This window comes from Oceaniglobus roseus (assembly GCF_002869745.1).
GTDB classification, from domain to species: domain Bacteria; phylum Pseudomonadota; class Alphaproteobacteria; order Rhodobacterales; family Rhodobacteraceae; genus Oceaniglobus; species Oceaniglobus roseus.
In genome coordinates, this window is sequence record NZ_PNOS01000003.1 from 113,400 (window position 1) to 133,292 (window position 19,893).

Here is a 19,893-nt window from a genome sequence, read left to right on the forward strand (position 1 = left end):
ACGGGGCGGCGCGGGATGCGGGAACTGGTGTCGCCGGGCGCGGGCGGGCGCATCGGGCCGTCGTGCGGGGGTGCGGTGCGCGGCGAGGGGCCGCGCACCGCCGTCAGGGTGCCGTTACTTGCAGGCCGGAACGTCGTCGGCCGCGCCTTCGCAGGCCTGTTCCTTGGAGATGTGGCCGGCGTCGATCACGAGGTTCAGCGTCTCCTTGGTGATCGGGGTGGGCTTCAGGAAGATGGCGTTCATCTCGACGCCCTTCTCGCCGCCCGACCACTTCTCGGCGCCTTCGACCGCGTCCATCGCGGTGCCGTCGGCGAGGGCCAGTGCGATGTTCGCCGCTTCCTTGCCCAGGTCGCGCGAGTTCTTCCACACCGACACGGTCTGGGTGCCGCGGGCCACGCGGTTCAGCGCGGCGAGATCGCCGTCCTGGCCGCCGACGGGGATGTTCAGGCCCTGGGCCGAAAGCGCCGCGATCACGCCGCCCGCCATGCCGTCGTTCTCGGCCAGAACGGCGTCGACGTCGTTGTTGTTGGCGGTCAGGATCTGCTCCATGTTCTTCTGGGCGTTCTCGGGCTTCCAGCCGTCCGAGAAGGCCTCGCCGACGATCGAGATGTCGCCGCTGTCAATCTCGCCCTGGAGCACTTCCATCATGCCTTCCAGCAGGAACTGCGCGTTCGGATCGCCCGGGTCGCCCTTGATGATGGCATAGTTGCCGTCGCCCGCGGCCTTCATCACGGTCTCGGCGATGATCGAGCCGACGCCCTTGTTGTCGAAGGTCAGGTAGAAGGCGCGCGGATCCTCGATCAGGCGGTCATAGCCGACCACCGGGATCTCCTCGGCGGCCGCCTTGTCGATGGCGGGGCCGATGGCGTCCTTGTCCATGGCGAGGATGATCAGCGCGTCGGCGCCCTGGGCGATCAGCGACTCGATGTCGGTCAGCTGCTTGGAGGCCGAGGCCTGGGCGTCGGCCGAGATGTACTTGGCGCCGGCGGCTTCGAGGGCTTCCTTGATCGCGGCTTCGTCGGTCTTCCAGCGCTCTTCCTGGAAGTTGGACCAGCTGACGCCGACGGTCTTGCCGTCCTGGGCGTAGACCGCCGAGGTCAGCGCGGTCGACAGCATCGCTGCCGCCACAAGTGTGAAACGCATGGTAGTTCCTCCCGAGATGCTGCCACCGCTCTCCGGCGGCAGTCAGTTGCAATCTGTGGCGCCGACCATGCCGCGATTTAATTCAGGTGTCAAAATAAATAGTTTGCGGAATGCCGGATTTTGCGTAACCCTTCGCGGCAGGACCCGGAAAGATGCCGCATGAATGAGCGTCCCCGGTCTGGTGCGGAGGAGTTCCTGTGACAACCGAAGGAATTGCGCCTGAATCGGTGGCGCCCGGCGCCGCGGGCCTGTCCGCGCCTGCCGAACCGCCCACGGGCTGCGGCCCCCTGCGCCCGGCCAATGCCGCCGGGGCCGAGGCGGCGGTGCCGCTGCGCCAGGCACTGTTCGAATCGGTGCGCGCCCACGGCACGATGCCGCGGGTGGACCTTGCGCGACTGCTGTCGGTCAGCCCCGCCTCGGTGACGGCGGCGGCGAACGAACTGCTGGCGGCGGGGTTCCTCGAGGAGGTCGCCGCGACCCCGCGCGAGGGCGACACGCTGCGCGGCCGGCCGCCCGTGGCGCTGGCGGTGCGCCCCGGGCGGGCCTTCGTGGCGGGAATCAAGCTGTCGACGCCGAAGCACACGGCGGTGATCCACGACTTCGCCGGCACGCCCCTGGCCGAGATCACGCGCCGCTCGGCCAGCCTGATCCTGACCCCCGCCGAGGTGCTGGCCCAGGCGGAGGAGCTTCTGGACGCCGCGCTCGCGCAGGCGGGGCTGGCGCGGGGCGACATCCTGAAGCTCGGCGTCGGGCTGCCGGGATTCATCGAAAGCGGCTCGGGCATCGCGCTGTGGTCGCCGCTCATCTCGGCGGCGAACCTGCCGCTGGCGGCGATGCTGTCCGATCACCTCGGCCTCGACGTGGTGATCGACAACGACGCGAACCTCGTGACGCTCGCCGAACTCTGGTTCGGCGACGGGCGGGGGGTGGCCAACTTCGCCGTGGTGACGATCGAGTACGGCGTCGGCATGGGGCTGGTGATCGACAACCGGCTCTACCGGGGCGCGCGGGGGCTCGGCACCGAGCTGGGCCACACCAAGGTGCAGCTCGACGGGGCGCTCTGCCGCTGCGGGCAGCGGGGGTGCCTTGAAGCATATGTGGCGGACTACGCGCTGGTGCGCGAGGCCTCGACCGCGCTCAGCCTGGTGCCGAACCACGTGCCGCCGATGCAGATGCTCGAATCGCTCTACCGCGAGGCGAAGGCGGGCAACGCGGCGGCGCGCTCGATCTTCCGGCGCGCGGGGCGGTATCTTGCGGTGGGGCTCGGCAATGTCGTGAACCTGTTCGACCCCGAACTGATCCTTCTGAGCGGAGAGCGGATGCGGTGGGACTATCTCTATGCAGACGACGTGCTGGCCGAGCTTCAGCGCTCGTCGATCCAGGTCGACCGGCCCTCGCCGCGGGTCGAGATCCACGCCTGGGGCGACATGATCTGGGCCCGCGGCGCGGCGGTTCTGGCGATGTCGCAAGTCACGTCCGAGCTTCTGGGCCCCGGCGCGGTGGTGGCGGCATGATGCGGGGCGCAGCGATCCTGCTGGTGCTGGCCGCGCCGGTGCAGGCCGAGATCCGCTTTGCCGACCGCGCCGCCGCTCTGCCCGTCCGCCCCGTCTATTCCGGCGGCTGGGAGCATTTCGTGGGCGGCGGCGTCGCGGCCTTCGACTGCAACGGCGATGCCTTGCCCGACCTCTACGTCGCGGGCGGGTCGGAGCCGGCGACGCTGCTGGTCAACGCCGCGTCGCCGGGCGGCGATCTGGCGTTCACCGAAGGCACGCTGGACCCACTGACCGAGGTGACGGGGGCCTGGCCGCTCGACATCGACGGCGACGGCATCCTCGACCTCGCCGTGATGCGGGTCGGGGCGAACGTGCTCCTGAAGGGGCAGGGGGACTGCACCTTCCGCGATGCCTCGCAGGACTGGGGGTTCCGGGGCGGCGCGGAATGGTCGACCTCGTTCTCGGCGACCTGGGAGGAGGGGCGGCGCCTGCCGACGCTCGCCATCGGCAACTATGTCGACCGGTCGAACCCCGAGGGGCCCTTCGGCACCTGCGACACCAACCGGCTCTACCGGGGCGACGAGACCTATGGCGATCCCGTGGTGCTGGCGCCCGGCTATTGCGCGCTGTCGATGCTGTTCTCGGACTGGGCGCGGACCGGGCGCACGGATCTGCGCGTCTCGAACGACCGCCACTATTACGTGCGCGGCGGGTACGAGCAGATGTGGCGGCTGGACACCCTTAACGAGCTGGGCGAGGCGGACGGCTGGAAGAAGATCTCGATCTGGGGAATGGGGATCGCCAGCCGCGACATCGACGGCAACGGGCTGCCCGACGTGATGCTGACCTCGATGGGCGACCAGCTCCTGTCGCTGGCGCAGCCGGGCGGCACCTACGAGGCGGTGCCCTATTCCTTCGGCAGCTACGTCCAGCGGCCCTTCAACGGCGAGGACGGGCGCCCCTCGACCGGCTGGCATGCCGAGTTCGGGGACGTGGACAACGACGGGCTCGACGACCTCTTCGTGGCGAAGGGCAACGTCGACCAGATGCCGGACATGGCGGCGAAGGATCCGAACAACCTGCTGCGACGTCTGCCGGGCGCCGGGTTTCAGGATGTCGCCCCCGCGGCCGGGGTGGCGACGACCGCGCGCAGCCGCGGGGCGGCGATGGTGGACCTGAACCTCGACGGGCTTCTCGACCTCGTGGTGGTGAACCGCCGCGCGCCGCTGGAGGTCTATCGGAACGTGACCGGGGGAGCGGGGCACTGGCTGCTCCTGGCGGTCGAGGCCCCGGCGCCGAACACGCAAGGGGTGGGGGAATGGATCGAACTCCGCCGCGCCGACGGCAGCGTGGTCGAACGCGAGATCACCGTGGGCGGCGGCCACGGTGGCGGGCAGGCGGGGTATCACCACTTCGGGCTGGGCAGCGACCGGGCGGTGGCGGTGCGCCTGCGCCGCGAGGGCGCGCAGTGGATCGAGGTGCCCGCCGACAGCCGCGGGACGCTGGTGGTGACGGACGCGGGGCAGAGCTGGGTCGCGGCGGAGTGAGGGCCGGTTTCGGCCAGTTGCCGCGCGCCTTCTGGTGAAGCTTCGGAGTTTGGGAAACTCCGGGTGCACTGCTTCGGATGTCCCGCCCGGGTGTCAACCCGGGCAGCCCCCGCGCGCCCCTGTCACCATTGTCGCTCGGACCAATGGCGCGAACATGGTGACGGGGCTTCTCCCCCGCCCGCGGTCGCCTGCCCTCGGTACGGAGCAGGACGCTTCGGGAAAAACGTTTTCCGATCAGGTGCTTGCCGCCTGCTTTTGACGCGGGCAGGCTTACCGGTCCACCGGCAGCCCGCTCGGCACCGTTTCCGGGATGCCGAGACGTCCCTTCTGTGCGGCCGGGTCCGTGAGGGTGGCGAGGAAGGCCTCGAGGTCGGCGATGTCGGCCTCGTCCAGCGACACCGGCGGCGTCGTCACCGCGGCCAGCACCGCGGCGCGGGTCCCGGGCGTGTCGAACTCGATGAAATCGTCGCCCCTGCCGATGCCCGCGGGCAGGAAGACGTCGAGCACCATCTCCCGGTCCGCCGCCTTCGGGTCGGCGTGCTGGCGCAGGAAGGCCGACAACCCTGCGATGGCGCCGGTGTGCCCGTAGGGCGCGGTCAGCGCGACGTTCCGGAGCGAGGGCGTGCGGAAGGCATAGGCGTCCTCGGGCCTGCCGGTGACGCGCATCCGCCCGACGTCGTGATTGTGGGTCTCGAACCGCGCCGCCTTGCCGGGGCCGAACTGCGGCACGCCCATGGCGTGGAAGTCCTGGTCGGTCTGGAACGGGCCCGCGTGGCAACCGGAACAGCCCGCCTCGCCATAGAACAGCTCCATCCCCCGCGCGGCCGCGCCGTCGAGCGTGGCCGCGCCGCGCAGCACGGCGTCGAAGGGCGCGCCGTCGCTGCGCCACTCGAAGGCGATGAAGGCGGCGATGGCGTTCGAGATGTCGGTGAAGGCGATGGCGCGGCCATCGGCGATCTCGGGATAGACCGCCTCGAACCGCTGGCGGTAGGCGGGGATCGCCGCGACCCGCTGCGACAGCAGATCCCAGGCGCCGCCCTCGCCGGTGATGATCCCCTGCCGCACGGCGCGCGAGACCTCGTTCTCGGAATAATGGCCCGCCATCTCGTCCTGGCTGAGCACCGGGAACATCGTCTGGGCCGAGAGCACGCCGGAGAAGCCCGCCAGCATCTCGTCGTCCATCGGGGTGCGCATGCCCGAGGGGCGGGCGGCGTCGACCTCCACCCGACCGTCATGGAACATGCGGGTGAACTCCTTCGCGCCGAGGTTGAACAGGGCCGGGGCGTTGCGCGGCACCCGCTCCTCGGGGATGTCCTTGTCGCCGACGTGCCGCTCGGGGCCGAGGCCGATGCCGCCCTCGCCGACGCCAAGGGCCAGGCCGTCGCCGGTGCCGAACTTCGGGTGGTGGCAGGTGCCGCAGGAGATGTTGCGGTTCCCCGACAGGACCGGATCCCAGAACAGAAGCTGCCCCAGTTCGGCCTCGGCCCGGTCGACGGGCAGGTACATGTCGTCGGTCACGGGGGCCGGAAGCTCCGTGGCCATGGCGGGGCTGGCGAGCAGGGCGAGGGCGAGCAGTCTCATGTCTCTGTTCCGTGGCATGGGGCGCCGTCATCGTGCCCGGCGCGTGGCGCAAGTCAAGCGGCGGATCGGGGGCTTTCGGCGGCGTCGGGCGGACTCCGCGATCCTCCCCGGCGCACGGGCCCTGAACGGGCGGGCCGGGGAGAATGCTGGCGGCGGGGTGCCATTCTGCCTTGAAGGCAGGCGGGCGTTTCGGGTCTCCTCCCACGAACCGCCGCCAGATCGGTGTTCACGGTGTGGTCATCAATTGAGCGTGTTCCGGCCGCGCTGTCCACAAATATTTGCGGAATGCGAACGCGCGGGAGGGCGCCGTCCCGCGTCGCCCAGCCGCTAGAGACCCGGCTTGCGGCGGAGGTCCAGCGTCATCGGGAAGGCCGGGTGGGGCGACTCGGGCACCGGGCGGTAGCTGCCGGGCGTGTGGCCGAAAGGCTGGAACCGCGCCAGCCGCCGCGCCTCGGCCTCGTTGCCGTTGACAGGGAAGGTGTCGTAGTTGCGCCCGCCCGGGTGCGCCACGTGGTAGGTGCAGCCGCCAAGCGCCTTGCCCGTCCAGGTGTCGAAGATGTCGAAGGTCAGCGGCGCGTGGACCGGCAGCACCGGGTGCAGCGCGAGCGGCGGCTGCCAGGCCTTGTAACGCACCGCGCCGACCGAGACGCCGCCGGTGCCGGTCTTCGTCAGCGGCACCTGTCGGCGGTTGCAGGTGACGATGTAGCGGTCGGGGTCCGAGGTCGTGAGCTTCGCCTGGAGCCGTTCGACCGAGCTGTCGGTATAGCGGACGGTGCCGCCGATGGCGCCGGTCTCGCCCAGCACGTGCCAGGGTTCCAGCGCGAGGCGCAGTTCCAGGTTCACGCCCTCGACGTCGATCTCGCCGCAGAACGGGAAGCGGAACTCGGACTGGGCCTCGAACCACTCGGACTGCATCTCGAAGCCGTGGTCGCGCAGGTCGCGCAGCACGTCGAGGAAATCCTCCCAGATGAAGTGGGGCAGCATGAAGCGGTCCTGCAGCGTGTTGCCCCAGCGGGTCAGCGTGCCCTTGACCGGGTTCTGCCACATCCGCGCGATGAGGGCGCGCAGCAGGAGTTGCTGAGCGAGCGACATGCGCGGATCGGGCGGCATCTCGAAGCCGCGGAACTCGACCAGGCCGAGGCGGCCGGTGGGGCCGTCGGGAGAGTAGAGCTTGTCGATGCAGATTTCGGCGCGATGGGTGTTGCCGGTGACGTCGACCAGCAGGTTCCGCAGCAGCCGGTCCACCAGCCAGGGCGGCGGCGCGGTGCCTTCGCCGGGCGCCGGGATCTGCTCCAGCGCGATCTCGAGTTCATAGAGCGCGTCCATCCGCGCCTCGTCGATCCGGGGGGCCTGCGACGTGGGGCCGACGAACATGCCGGAGAAGAGGTAGGAGAGCGAGGGGTGCCGGTTCCAGTGCAGGATCAGCGAGGCGAGAAGGTCGGGGCGGCGCAGGAACGGGCTGTCGGTGGGATTGGCACCGCCGACGACCACGTGGTTGCCGCCGCCGGTCCCGGTGTGCCGCCCGTCGATCATGAACTTGTCGGCCCCGAGGCGGCACTGGCGCGCCTCCTCGTAGACGGCCTCGGTGGTGGCGACGCAGTCGTCCCAGCTGGATGCGGGGTGGATGTTCACTTCGATCACGCCGGGGTCGGGGGCGACGCGGATCACGTTCAGGCGCGGATCGTGGGGCGGTCCGTAGCCTTCGATGTGGACGGGCAGCCCCTGCGCTTCGGCAGCGGCCTCGGCGGCGGCGACGAGTTCGAGGTAGTCCTCGACGCTTTCCGTGGGCGGCATGAAGACGCAGAGGCGGCCGTCGCGGGGTTCGACCGAGATGGCGGTGCGGATGCTGCCGCCAAGTTCGCCCAGCTGCTGCTCGACCCGGTCCTGGGTCGGTTCGGACGCGGTGAAGGCGGCGCGGGCCTGGGTGCGCTCGGCGGCCTGTTCCTCGGTCTCGACCGGGTCGGGGCCGAAGTCGGGCAGGGGGCCGCGCGGCGCGAAGGGGTCCATCGGCACGACATGGGGATAGCTTGCCGCGGGAATGTGCGGCAGGGAGTTCAGCGGCAGACGATAGCCCACGGGGCTGTCGCCTGGGACGAGGTAGAGGTGCTTCCTGCGCACCTTCCATTTCTCGCTGCGCCAGCCCGAGGTGGATTTCGCCTGCCACTTCTGCACCGGCAGCACCACGCCCGAAGGCTCGGTCAGGCCCCGGGCGAAGACGCGGGCGATCCGCATACGCTCCTCCGGGTCCTTCAGTTTCGAGTTCTCGGGGGTGACGTTCTCGGGGAGGTTCGCCTCCTTCACGATCCACTCCGCCGGGTCCTCGTAGGCGGGCATCACGTTCTCGGTCGGCACGCCCAGTTCCCCGGCGATGCCTTCCAGCAGCTTCGTCGCCTGCTCGGGGGTGGCGCCAGCGTCCTGGCCTTCCTCGGCAACCAGGTCGGGGTTCTTCCACACCGGCTTGCCGTCGGTCCGCCAGTAGAGCGAGAAGGTCCAGCGCGGCAGCGTCTCGCCGGGATACCATTTGCCCTGGCCGTAGTGCAGGAAACCGCCGGGCGCGAAGCGGTCGCGCAACCGGCGGATCAGCTTGTCGGCGAAGGCACGCTTCGTCGGACCCACGGCGCCGGTGTTCCACTCCTCGGCCTCGAAGTCGTCGATGCTGACGAAGGTCGGCTCGCCGCCCATGGTCAGGCGCACGTCCCCCTCGGCCAGCGCGCGGTCCACTTTCTGGCCGAGGGCGTTCAGGGCCTGCCAGCTTTCGTCCGAGAAGGGCTTGGTGATGCGCGGATGCTCGGCCACGCGCTTTACCTGCATGTCGAAGCTGAAATCGACCTCGGCGAAGCTGGCGAGCCCCGAGATCGGCGCGGCGTTGCGGTAGTGGGGGGTCGCGGCGAGGGGGATGTGGGATTCCCCCGCCAGCAACCCCGAAGTGGGGTCGAGGCCGATCCAGCCCGCGCCGGGCAGGTATACCTCGGCCCAGGCGTGCAGGTCGGTGAAGTCGTGGTCGGTCCCCGCGGGACCGTCGAGCGCCACGAGGTCGGGCTTCAGCTGGATCAGGTAGCCCGAGACGAACCGCGCGGCGAGGCCGAGGTGGCGCAGCGCCTGCACCAGCAGCCATGTCGTGTCGCGGCACGAGCCCTTGCCGGTGGTGAAGGTTTCCTCCGGGGTCTGCACCCCGGGCTCCATCCGGATGACATAGCCGATTTCCTGCGACAGGCGGCTGTTCAGCCCGACGACGAAGTCGATGGTGCGCTGCTTATCGCGCGGGACGCTGTCGAGGAAGGCCTGGAGCTTCGGCCCGGCGGGCTCGGGCGTCATGTAGATCGACAGGTCTTCGGAGATGTCGGCGGGATAGGCGAAGGGCCAGTCCTCGGCCGTCTCCTCGACGAAGAAGTCGAACGGGTTGTAGACCGACATGTCGGCGGTCACGTCCACCTCGATCTTCAGCTCGCGCACCGGCTCGGGGAAGACGTAGCGGGCCAGCCAGTTGCCGTAGGGATCCTGCTGGTGGTTCACGAAATGCGGCTGGGGCGAGACCCGGAGGGCGTGCGAGATCACCCGCGTCCGGCTTTGCGGCGCGGGCCGCAGGCGGATGATCTGCGGCCCAAGCGTCACCGGACGGTCGTATCTGTAGTGGGTCAGGTGGTAGATGCTGGCGTAGATCGACATGGCGGCCCTTGCAGTCCGGAACTCCCTTATGTGGTTTCACAAACCGCCCGCTTGCACCATCCCCTTGTGGTCCGGCCCGTCCCCGCGGGGACGATGCCGCTTTCTTCGGCGGAAACCGCTCCGTCAGCCGCGATAGGCGGCGATCAGGCTGTGGATGAAGCCGAGCTTCTCCATCACCGGCGTCGAAAGCACGAAGGGATAGAGGTCGGGCTGGCCGAGCGAGCGGTTGACCGAGTTGATCGCGATGGTCAGCGGCACCCAGGCGTCCACCACCTCCTGCGCGCCGGGGGCGGCGTAGGGATCGAACTGGAACATGTTGCCGAAGGTCATGGTGCCCCCCGCGCGGGGATCGCAGGTGATGCCGTAGGACCAGGCGGTCTCAAGCCCGTCGATCATGTGGATCCAGTGCGCCCAGGTCTCGGCCCAGTCCTCCCAGGCGTGGGCGGTGGCATAGGTGCTGACATGGGCCTGCATCCAGTCGGCGGGGGGCCCGGACTCGTAATGCCGCTTCAGCGCCGCGCCGTAATCCTCGCGCTCGTCGCCGAACAGGGCGCGGAACTCGTCGATCCGGTCGCTGTCGCGGACCAGCCGGTCCCAGTAGTAATGGCCGACCTCGTGGCGCATGTGGCCGACGAGGGTGCGATAGGGCTCTCCCATCGAGGTGCGGCGCTGCTCGCGCTCGGCGTCGTCGCCTTCCGCGATGTTCAGGGTGATGAGCCCCTCGGCATGGCCGGTCATCACCGGCTCGGTCGTGCCGTCCTCCTTCACCGTGTCGGCGAGGAAGTCGAAGGCGAGGCCGTTCGCCGGATCCTCCTCCTTCGTCGGCATCGGGAGGTTCCAGCGCATGAGCGAATAGAACAGCTGCCGCTTCGCCAGCTCGATCGCCGCCCAGAGCTCGCGGTTCTCCTCGCTCGAGATGTCGGGAACCGTGCGGTTGTGGCGGCAGGCGGTGCAGAAGGTCTCGGGCGCGGGATCGGTGACGATCCAGTTGCAGCCTGCCGCGCCCGCGTTGGCGCAGACCAGCGGCGGCGTCGGCCCGGCGAGCGAGACCATGTCGAAGGCATTGGGGTCATAGGCCAGGCCGTTGCCGCAGGAGAGGCAGGCCTGGTTGTCGAAGTAGACTTCGTTCCCGCAGGTCTTGCAGGCGAACCGTTTCATTGGGGGAAACTCCGGTGGTGGTGCCGGACAACGGGGCAGGGCGCGCGCGGGTTCCCTCAGCGCGCCCGGGCCGCGCCGAGCCGCAGCAGCCGGTCGGCGCACCACCCGGCCCCGCCCGCCGCGAGCAGGCCCCAGGCGGCCCAGATGGCGAAGAGCGCCATGAACACCAGCACGAAGGCCGAGACGAGGAAGGCGTTGGTATAGTCCTCGACCATGGGCGCGCGCCGGTCCCCTATTCCCCGTGCTGCGCGAGCCAGTCGCGCATCCAGGCGATCTCGCCGCTCTGGGCGTCGCGGATCCGTTCGGCCAGGGCGCGCACCTCGGGATCCTTGCCGTGGGCCAGGACATAGTCGGCCATGGCGATCGCGCCCTCGTGGTGCGGGATCATCGCGGCGAGGAAGTCGCGGTCGGGATCGCCCGTGGGGGCGATGTCCATGTCGCTGTGCATCTTCTCCATCATCGCCGCCCAGTCGTCGCCGCCCTGGGCCATGTGGCCCGCGTGGTCCATGCCGGACATCGGCATCTCGGCGGCGAGGGGAAGCGCGGTGGCGGTGAAGGCGGCGAGGGTCAGGGCGAGGGGGCGAAACATCTTCGTTGCTCCGGAATGGTGGTCTGCCGCGAAGATTTCGCAGGGTTCCGGTGCGGGCAGGCAAATCACCTCAGCGTGAGGCGGCGCGGGCCTCGGCCAGGGCGCCGGGCAGGTGGGCGTCGAGCAGTTCCAGGTCCTCCGCCGTGCCGCAGCTGATGCGGATGCAGCGGTCCCCAGGCGCGGCGAAGGGCATCCGCACGAACAGGCCGCGGGCGATCAGCCCGTTCAGCACCCGGCGGGCCAGCGCGCCGTCGCCGCCGCAGTCCACCGCGACGAAGTTGGTGGCCGAGGGCAGGGCCGCCAGCCCGTGCCGCCGGGCGATGGCGGCGATGATCTCGCGGCTCTGCGCGATCTTCGCCACCGTGTCGCGCAGGTGCTCCGCATCGTCCAGCGCGGCGAGCGCACCGGCCTGGGCGATGCGGTTGACGCCGAAGTGGTTCCTGACCCGGTCGAAGGCGGCGATCAGGTCGGCCGGGCCGATGGCATAGCCGATCCGCGCCCCCGCCAGCCCGTAGGCCTTCGAGAAGGTGCGCATCCGGATCAGCCGCGGATCGGAGGGGTTCAGCGGCGGGATCGCCTGGGGCGGGGCGCAGTCGGAATAGGCCTCGTCCAGCACCAGCAGCGTCTCGGGCGGCAGGGCGCCGAGCATGGCCGACAGCGTCTCGGTGTCGTGGAAGCCGCCGAGGGGGTTGTCGGGATTGGCGAGGTAGAGGAGCTTTGCCCGGGTGTCGTGCGCCTTGCCGACCAGCGCCACGGGATCGGCGCGGTCGTCGAGGTAGGGCACCCTGTGCAGCGCCCCGCCGAAGCCGGTGACGTGGTAGTTGAAGGTCGGATAGGCGCCGTCGGACGTCACCACCGTGTCCCCCGGCCCCACGGTCAGGCGCACGAGGTGGCCGAGCAGCGCGTCGATCCCCTCGCCGACGACGATGTGCTCCGGGGCGATGCCGTGGTGGTCGGCGAGCGCCCGGCGCAGGTCGTGGTTCTCGGGGTCGCCGTACATCCAGGCGCCCTCGGCGGCCTCGGCCATGGCGGCGACGGCGCGGGGCGAGGGGCCGAAGACCGACTCGTTGGCGCCGAGACGGGCGGCGAAGCGCTTGCCCCGCTGCCGCTCCTGCGCCTCGGGTCCGACGAAGGGGACGGTGGCGGGCAGGGAGGCGGCGAGGGGTGTCAGGCGGTCGGGCATCGGCGTTCTCATCGGTTCCCTGTCGGTGCGATCCGCGCCTCCCTAGCAGGTTCCGCGGGGCCGGGACAGGGCGGGGTTTGCCTTGGCCCGCGTTGCGTGCAAGCTGGCGCCATGGCAGTCTCGCGCGACAGGATCAGACGGTTGCTCGGCACGCCCGCCTGCCGGTTCGCGGAGGTGCGCGAGACCGGGCGCGCGGGCGACCTGCGGCACCTCGATTTCACGACCGGCGACGGCGCGACTGTGCCGGGGCTCTACCTGCCCGGGCGGGGCGAGGGGCATCCGGCTGTCCTCTACTGTCACGCCCACGGCAACCGCTACGACATCGGGATGCGGGAAATTTACGAAGGGCGGCCTGCGCTGCTGTCGCCCTGGCTCGGGCCCCTGCAGGCGGCGGGATACGCGGTGCTGTGCCTCGAGATGCCCTGTTTCGGCGCCCGCGCCGTGCCGGGCGAGCAGGCGTTGGCGAAGGCGCTGCTGTGGCGGGGGCGGACGCTGTTCGGGCAGATGCTGGCCGAGCAGGCGGCGGGGCTGTGCTGGCTGGCGGCGCAGCCGGGGTTGGACGGCGGGCGGATCGCGGCCATGGGGATCTCGATGGGCGGCACGCTTGCCTGGTGGCTCGCCGCGCTGGAGGAGAGGGTGGCGGCCGCGGCGTCGATGTGCTGCTTCGCCGACCTTGCCACGCTGGTCGAGAGCGGCGCCCACGACGGGCACGGGATCTACATGACCGTGCCGGGGCTGCTGGCCGAGACCTCGACCGGGCGGCTTTCGGGCCTCGCGGCGCCGCGCCCGCTGCTGCATTGCGTCGGACTTGCCGACTGGAGCACGCCGCCGGACGCCTTCGCGCGGGCGCGCGGAGAATTGCTGGCCGTCTACGACGCGATTGACGCGCGGCGCCATCTGGCCTTCCATGCGGAGGAGGATCTCGGCCATGCCGAAAGCCCGGCGATGCGCGACAGGGTGCTGGCGTTCCTGGCCGCGGCCCTGGCCTGAGCGTTTTCCGGCCCGGCGATTCACAGGGTCTTCATGCCGTCGTCGCAAAATTGATACCCTATTGATACACTTGTTGACGGGGGTCGGAACTGCTGCGCAGTATCGCGGCAATGCTGGATCACACAGTATCAACTTCGGGAGGAACCATGTCCTATCTGTCGAAACTGACGGCGCGCGGCGCGGTCTTCGGATCGGTGTCGCTGATGGCGCTGGGCGCGGGCGGGGCCGTTTCCGCCGCCGAGATCGACCTGATGTTCTCGGACGTCGACGGCAAGGCCGCGATCATCCAGGACTTCGCCGAGCGCTACATGAAGGAGCACCCGGACGTCACGATCAAGATGAACATCGTCGGCTATGACGTTCTGCGCGAACAGCTTCCCGTGCAGCTGGAAGCCGGGACGGGGCCGGACATGGCGTTCAACACCAACCTCGGCGGGCTGCACCAGTACTACCTCGACCTCACGCCCTACGTCGACCAGGCGGACTGGGAAGAGGGCTATGGCAACGTGCTGCCCTGGTACCGCGCGGGCAACGAGGGCGGCATCTACGGCTTCCAGACCGAGCTGACGGTCACGGGCCCCTACGTCAACCTGACGATGTTCGAGGAGGCCGGCGTCGAGGTGCCGGGCGCCGGCGCGACCTGGGAGGAATGGGCCGAGGCCACGCGCCAGGTGCAGGACGCGACCGGCAGCTATGCCGGGATGGTGATGGACCGCTCGGGCCACCGTTTCGCCGGGCCGGCCATGTCCTACGGCGCGAAATATTTCGACGACCAGGGCCACATGATCGTCGACGACGGCTTCCGCACCTTCGCGCAGATGATGGTGGACTGGCACAAGGACGGGCTGATGCCCCCCGACATCTGGCCGGCCGTCTCGGGCGGGAAATACGCCAACGGCAACGAGATGTTCTTCAACCAGGACACGCCGTTCTACATGTCCGGCAGCTGGAACATCGCCAATGTCGAGAGCAACGTGGGCGACAAGTTCGACTGGGCCGTGGCCAGCGTGCCCTGCGGCCCCGCGGGCTGCGGCGTGATGCCGGGCGGCACGGGGCTGGTCGGGTTCAAGGACACCGATGCGCCGGAGGCCGTGGCGGGCTTCATCGCATGGATGGGCGAGAAGGAGCAGGCGGCCGAGTGGTACGGGCGCACCTTCGCCATCCCCGCGCGCAAGGATCTCCAGGCCGAGGGCATCGACTATGCCCAGTACGGGGCCAGCCAGAAGGTGTCGGAAGGGCTGAACACCTTCGCCCAGATGGCCCAGAAGGCCGCCGAGGAGACGCCGCAGGCCTATGAGCTGCAGGGCGATCCGAACAACTTCGCCATGTTCAACGCGACCGCGCAGTATGTCAGCGCGGTGATGAACGGCGAGCTGACCATGGACGAGGCCATGGAGAAGATGAAGGAAGAGCTGGCCAAGCTCTACTGAGCCTTGACGAGGGCGCGGGAGGACATCCTCTCCCGCTCCTCCAAGACCGGGCGGGGGGACATCCGTCCCCCCGTGCCCCCCTGACCCAGAGACCCTGCCGGAGTGCCCCTGATGAGCGTCGCAGCCCTCGCGAGCCTTCTGATCGGCGTCCTGTGGATCGGCGGCGGCACCGTGTGGCTGCTGACGCGCCGCCGTTACCGGCTGGCGCAGGTTCCGAACTTCCTGATGGATCTCGTGGGCTTTCCGGTGGAACTGGCGCAGAGCCTGTTCGGCCGCACCGGCGTGCCCTACGCGCTGCTATTGCCCAACATGCTGATCTTCGGCTTCTTCACCTTCCTGCCGATGATCCTGAACTTCTACGTCTCCTTCACCGGCGGCTCGTCCATCCAGCTGTTCGACCGGCCCTGGGTGGGGGCCGCGAACTATGCCGCGATCTTCGATTGCGAGACCTATTTCAGCCCCAAGACCTGTTCGAACGAGGGCTACGATTTCTGGACCGGCATGTTCAACACGCTCTGGTTCGTGGTGGTGCAGGTGCCGATCCTCTGCGTCGTGGCGCTGGCGACGGCGCTGGTGGTGAACAAGAACATCGTCGGGCGCGGCTTCTGGCGGGCGATGTTCTTCTACCCGGTGATGCTGTCGCCGGTCGTGATCGCCAACATCTGGAACTGGGTGCTGCACCGCAAGGGCGCGCTGAACGCGGCGCTCGGCAGTTCGGCCGACGCGATGAGCGCGATGGCCGGGATGACCGGCTTCGACCTGGTGGCGAGCGTCGTCTTCGCGATCCTGCTGATGGCGGCGTCCGAGCGGGCCATGCGGGCCTCGGACAAGCCCTCGGTGGCCTGGACGGCGGTCTTCGGCCTCCTGTTCTGGGCGGTCTTCGCCTGGGCCAATCCGCTGGCGATCCTCGGCCTGCCCGGCAGCACCTGGGCGGGGCTGGCGCTGGCGGGGCTGCTGGTGTGGTTCGTCTCGACGGCGCATCCGAAGGCCCGCTGGGCGATCGTCGCCGCCTCGGTGCTGTCGATCCTGCTGCTGCTGACCGTGCAGTTCGACGCGGTGTTCGACTTCGGCCGGGTGCGCCCGGTCAACTGGCTGGTGACGCCGAACACCGGCTGGCCGTTCTTCTGGCTGGTCTTCGTCTTCTGCTGGAGCCACATGGGCTTTTACATGCTGATCCTGCTGGCCGGGCTGCAGGCGATCCCGAAGGACCTCTACGAGGCGGCGAAGATGGACGCGACGAGCCCCGCGCGCGCCTTCTTCCGCATCACCCTGCCGCTGGTCACGCCGACGCTGACCGTGGTGCTGGTGCTGTCGCTGATCCGCAGCTTCCAGATCTTCGACGAGGTGTGGCTTCTGACCGGGGGCGGGCCGGGGCGCGAGACCTTCATGATCGTGCAGAACATCTACGAGACCGCCTTCACCGGCGACCGGCCTGAATACGGCGAGGCGGCGGCGGGGTCGGTGCTGATGGCGGTGGTGATCGCCGTCTTCACCTTCTTCCAGCTCTTCATTACCCGCCGGCAGTCGGAGTTCTGAAATGGGCATCGCGACCTTCCTGACCCGCACCAAGGGATCGGCCGACAGGGCCGACCGGATCGGCGCGGCGGATATCCTGGCCTATGGCTATCTCGTGCTCGGGGTGCTGATCATCCTCGTGCCGGTGCTCTGGACCTTCGTGTCGTCGCTGAAGGACGAACGGGCGATCGACAGCTTCGACACCCGCATCCTGCCGATGACACAGGTCGAGGCCGACGTGCCGGGGCAGGGGGTGAAGCCGGTCTGGACCTATACCGCGCCGGACGGGAGCGAGCGGGACGTGGTGAAGGCGGGGCCGACGCGGGCCGAGACGGAGGTGGTGGCGCTGGACGATCCCGAGACGGTGCTGACCGTCCCCCGCACGTCGCTGGAGGCGAACGAGGAGATCCGGGTGGCGACGGAGAACTACCTCGACCCGATCCTGAAGCGGAACGGGCAGACGAACTTCACCTTCCTGACCTACCTGTTCAACTCGGTCTTCGTGACGGTGATGGCGACGCTGATCACGCTGGTGATCAACGCCATGGCCGCCTTCGCCCTGTCGAAGTACCGCTTCCGCGGGCGGCTGACCTTCACCATCCTGATCATCGCGACGCTCCTGATCCCGTCCTCGATCATCCTCGTGTCGCTGTTCTTCGTGGTCTGGTCCTTCGGCATCTTCGGCTCTCTCTGGGGGGTGATCATCCCCGCCGCCGCGACGCCGACCGGGGTGTTCCTGCTCCGCCAGTACATGCTGACGATCCCCGACGAGCTCTTGGAAGCGGCGCGGATGGACGCGGCGAGCGAGTGGCGGATCTTCTGGCGGATCGTCATGCCCCTGTCGCTGCCCGCGCTCTCGGTGCTGGCGATCCTGTCGGTGATCTGGCGTTGGAACGATTTCCTGTGGCCGCTGATCGTGCTGATCTCGGACCCCTCGAAGCATACGCTGCAGATCGGGCTGACCACCTTCTCGGGCGAGTTCGACAGCAACTTCAACTACATACTTGCGATGACGGTGGTGTCGCTGGTGCCGATCACGCTGGTGTTCGTGTGGCTCCAGCGGTTCATCACCACGGGCATCGCGACGACGGGACTGAAGTGATGGGGGGTGTCCCTTCCGAGGTTGTTCCTTCGACGCTCCAGATTGCGGGACATGAGGACATGGATAAGCGCTGGCCACCCCGGTGTTGCGTCCCAAAGCGCACCGCTTACCCTCTGTCAGGCCCGGCGGCAACGCCGGGCCGCGCCCGACCCTCCCCCCGGGAGGGCGCATTGGCGATGTCATTCGCAGCAGGAGCGTCCTCAATGCTTCGAGGCACTCGCTCCGCTCAGACGTTTCAAAGCGCCCTCCCAGGGTCGGGCGCGGCCCTCGGCATCCCTGACCCGCGTTCCGCTCAATATCGGTACGCCGATCCACGCGTGTCGACCCGTGCCGCCAGGGTATCGACGTCGGCTGCAACGACATTCCCACAGGCTCCCCTCCCATGACCCACGCCCTCGAACTCCGCCAGATCCGCAAGTCCTGGGGGCAGGTGGAGGTGATCCACGGCATCGACCTGGCCATCGAGGAGGGCGAGTTCGTCGTCTTCGTCGGCCCCTCGGGCTGCGGCAAGTCCACGCTGCTGCGCCTGATCGCGGGGCTCGACGACCCGACGAGCGGCGACATCCTGCTGAAGGACCGCCGGGTCAACAACATCCCGGCCTCCGAGCGCGGACTCTCCATGGTGTTCCAGTCCTACGCGCTCTACCCCCACATGTCCGTCCGCTCGAACCTCTCCTTCGGGCTGGAGAACGTCCGGATGCCGAAGGACGAGATCGACCGGCGGGTGAACGACGCGGCGAAGCTCTTGCAGATCGACATGCTGCTCGACCGCCGGCCGGGCCAGCTTTCGGGGGGGCAGCGGCAGCGCGTCGCCATCGGGCGCGCCATCGTGCGCGAGCCGGTGATCTTCCTCTTCGACGAGCCGCTCTCCAACCTCGATGCAGAGCTGCGTCTGCAGATGCGGGTCGAGATCTCGAACCTGCACAGCCAGCTCGGCAACACGATGATCTACGTCACCCACGACCAGGTCGAGGCGATGACCATGGCCGACCGGATCGTGGTGCTGCGCGCGGGCCGGATCGAGCAGGTGGGCAAGCCGCTCGACCTCTACAACCACCCGGCCAACCGGTTCGTCGCGGGCTTTCTCGGGGCGCCGCAGATGAACTTCCTGAAGGGGCGGCTGGCGCAGGACGGGACGCTGACGCTCGACTGCGGGCTGACGCGGCAGATCCGGCCCGTCGAGCCGCTGGCCTCCGAACAGTCCGTGACCCTGGGCTTGCGCCCCGAATCCATCGGTGTATCGCTGGAGGGGCAGGGCGACCTGACGGCGTCGGTGCAGAACTTCGAGCAGCTGGGCGCCGTGACCTACATCTACACCGCATTCCCGAACGGCGAGACGCTGACGGTGCAGCTGGGCCGCCAGATCCCGCTGAAGCGGGGGCAGGAGATCGGCGTGACCTTCGACATGGACCGCGTCCACGTCTTCGCGGGCGAAGGCGAGCGGGCGCTGAAGCTCGACCGGGCCGAGCCATGACCGCCCGCGTTGCCCTGATCGGGCTCGGCATGGTGGCGAAGACCTATGTCGACGCCATCGCCAACCTGCCCGATGTGGAGCTTGCCGGCGTCTACGCCCGCAGCGAGGCGGCCAGGCTCGGTTTCCTGGAGCGCCACGCGCTTGACGCCAGAAGCTACGATTCGGTCGAGGAGATCGCGGCGGACCCGAAGATCGACTTCGCCATCCTCGCCACGCCGCCCGACGCACGGACGGGAATCGTCGATACCCTGGCCGAGGCCAACGTGCCGATCCTGATGGAAAAGCCGGTGGAGCGGACGCTGGAGGCCGCCCGCAGGCTGGTCGAGACCTGCGAGTTCGCCGGGATCCCCCTTGGCATCATGCTGCAACACCGCGCCCGGCCCGTCGTGGCAGAGCTCAGGCATCACCTCGACCGCCTCGGCGCGCTGAGGATGGTCGAGGTGCAGGTGCCCTGGTGGCGGTCGCAATCCTATTACGACGCGCCGGGGCGGGGCACCTACGGGCGCGACGGCGGCGGGGTGCTGATCTCGCAGGCGATCCACACGCTGGACCTGATGCTGTCGCTGACCGGGCCTGTCGCCGAGGTCACGGCGCTGACGGCGACAACCGGGTTCCACCGGATGGAGGCCGAAGATTTCGTGGCCGCGGGGCTGCGCTTCGCCAACGGCGCGGTCGGCACGCTGACCGCCACCACGGCGAGCTTCCCGGGACGGGGCGAAAGCATCGTGCTGCACGGCGCCGCGGCCTCGGCCCGGCTGGAAAGCGGCACGCTGGTGCTGGACGGGCAGGACGGCAGCCACGAGGAGTTCGGCGCGGCGGGCACCTCCGGCGCGGGGGCCGATCCGATGGCCTTCACCTCGGACTGGCACGGCACCGTGATCGCCGATTTCGCGGCGGCGCTGCGCGAGGGCCGCGCGCCGATGGTGACGGGGCGCATGGCGCTGGACGTGCATGCCCTGATCGCGGCGCTGGAAGCGTCGGGGCGGGCGGGAAAGACGGTGAAGGTGGAGCGGGACTGAGCG

Annotated in this window: 15 protein-coding genes; 8 read left to right on the forward strand and 7 right to left on the reverse strand. The window is 69.4% G+C overall.

What is annotated here, in order from left to right; genetic code table 11:
• Positions 1-114: 114 nt before the first annotated feature.
• Entirely contained in the window at positions 115-1,143 is a 1,029-nt protein-coding gene (gene xylF / locus A7B20_RS03065) for a D-xylose ABC transporter substrate-binding protein (protein ID WP_102107080.1), read from the reverse strand.
• A 197-nt stretch (positions 1,144-1,340) separates the two neighbouring features.
• On the opposite strand from xylF, the gene A7B20_RS03070 reads away from it, so the two are divergent.
• Together A7B20_RS03070 and A7B20_RS03075 are read left to right on the forward strand one after the other, a co-directional pair.
• Positions 1,341-2,657 carry an ROK family transcriptional regulator gene (locus A7B20_RS03070; RefSeq protein ID WP_245866503.1) on the forward strand — a complete coding sequence of 439 codons (1,317 nt, stop codon included), beginning with the start codon at positions 1,341-1,343 and terminating at the stop codon, positions 2,655-2,657.
• A complete protein-coding gene (locus tag A7B20_RS03075; protein WP_245866505.1) occupies positions 2,654-4,183 on the forward strand; it encodes an FG-GAP repeat domain-containing protein in 1,530 nt (509 codons plus the stop codon). The genes A7B20_RS03070 and A7B20_RS03075 overlap by 4 nt, the downstream gene beginning before the upstream one ends.
• Before the next feature lie 270 nt (positions 4,184-4,453).
• Here A7B20_RS03075 and A7B20_RS03080 read toward each other — a convergent pair whose 3' ends face one another.
• From A7B20_RS03080 to A7B20_RS03100, 6 genes are all read right to left on the reverse strand, one after another.
• The gene (locus tag A7B20_RS03080) at positions 4,454-5,764 is read right to left on the reverse strand and encodes a cytochrome-c peroxidase (RefSeq protein ID WP_102107081.1); all 1,311 of its coding nucleotides are present in this window, start codon (positions 5,762-5,764) and stop codon (positions 4,454-4,456) included.
• 327 nt (positions 5,765-6,091) lie between these two features.
• Entirely contained in the window at positions 6,092-9,430 is a 3,339-nt protein-coding gene (locus tag A7B20_RS03085) for a transglutaminase family protein (RefSeq protein WP_102107082.1), read from the reverse strand.
• 123 nt (positions 9,431-9,553) lie between these two features.
• Positions 9,554-10,588 (reverse strand): zinc-binding metallopeptidase family protein, encoded by a 1,035-nt coding sequence (locus tag A7B20_RS03090; RefSeq protein ID WP_102107083.1) that lies wholly within the window; start codon positions 10,586-10,588, stop codon positions 9,554-9,556.
• Positions 10,589-10,644: 56 nt separating this feature from the next.
• Positions 10,645-10,803, reverse strand: a complete 159-nt coding sequence (locus A7B20_RS21165) for a hypothetical protein (protein WP_157937585.1) — start codon at positions 10,801-10,803, stop codon at positions 10,645-10,647.
• A 17-nt stretch (positions 10,804-10,820) separates the two neighbouring features.
• The gene (gene copM / locus A7B20_RS03095) at positions 10,821-11,177 is read right to left on the reverse strand and encodes a CopM family metallochaperone (protein WP_102107084.1); all 357 of its coding nucleotides are present in this window, start codon (positions 11,175-11,177) and stop codon (positions 10,821-10,823) included.
• A gap of 70 nt (positions 11,178-11,247) precedes the next feature.
• On the reverse strand, positions 11,248-12,360 hold the full coding sequence (locus A7B20_RS03100; protein WP_102107085.1) for a pyridoxal phosphate-dependent aminotransferase: 1,113 nt from the start codon (positions 12,358-12,360) through the stop codon (positions 11,248-11,250).
• Positions 12,361-12,501: 141 nt separating this feature from the next.
• Here A7B20_RS03100 and A7B20_RS03105 point away from each other — a divergent pair, with 141 nt between their 5' ends.
• From A7B20_RS03105 to A7B20_RS03130, 6 genes are all read left to right on the forward strand, one after another.
• Positions 12,502-13,350: an alpha/beta hydrolase family protein gene (locus tag A7B20_RS03105; protein WP_216641159.1), complete on the forward strand. Its 849-nt coding sequence runs from the start codon at positions 12,502-12,504 to the stop codon at positions 13,348-13,350.
• 146 nt (positions 13,351-13,496) lie between these two features.
• Complete coding sequence (locus A7B20_RS03110) at positions 13,497-14,780, forward strand: ABC transporter substrate-binding protein (protein ID WP_157937586.1); 1,284 nt, start codon at positions 13,497-13,499, stop codon at positions 14,778-14,780.
• 111 nt (positions 14,781-14,891) lie between these two features.
• Positions 14,892-16,316: a carbohydrate ABC transporter permease gene (locus A7B20_RS21530; RefSeq protein WP_245866507.1), complete on the forward strand. Its 1,425-nt coding sequence runs from the start codon at positions 14,892-14,894 to the stop codon at positions 16,314-16,316.
• 1 nt (position 16,317) lies between these two features.
• Positions 16,318-17,397, forward strand: coding sequence for a carbohydrate ABC transporter permease (locus A7B20_RS03120; protein WP_102107088.1), 1,080 nt, complete (start codon positions 16,318-16,320; stop codon positions 17,395-17,397).
• Positions 17,398-17,779: 382 nt separating this feature from the next.
• Entirely contained in the window at positions 17,780-18,871 is a 1,092-nt protein-coding gene (locus tag A7B20_RS03125) for an ABC transporter ATP-binding protein (RefSeq protein WP_102107089.1), read from the forward strand.
• Complete coding sequence (locus tag A7B20_RS03130) at positions 18,868-19,890, forward strand: Gfo/Idh/MocA family protein (RefSeq protein ID WP_102107090.1); 1,023 nt, start codon at positions 18,868-18,870, stop codon at positions 19,888-19,890. The genes A7B20_RS03125 and A7B20_RS03130 overlap by 4 nt, the downstream gene beginning before the upstream one ends.
• Positions 19,891-19,893 lie beyond the last annotated feature (3 nt).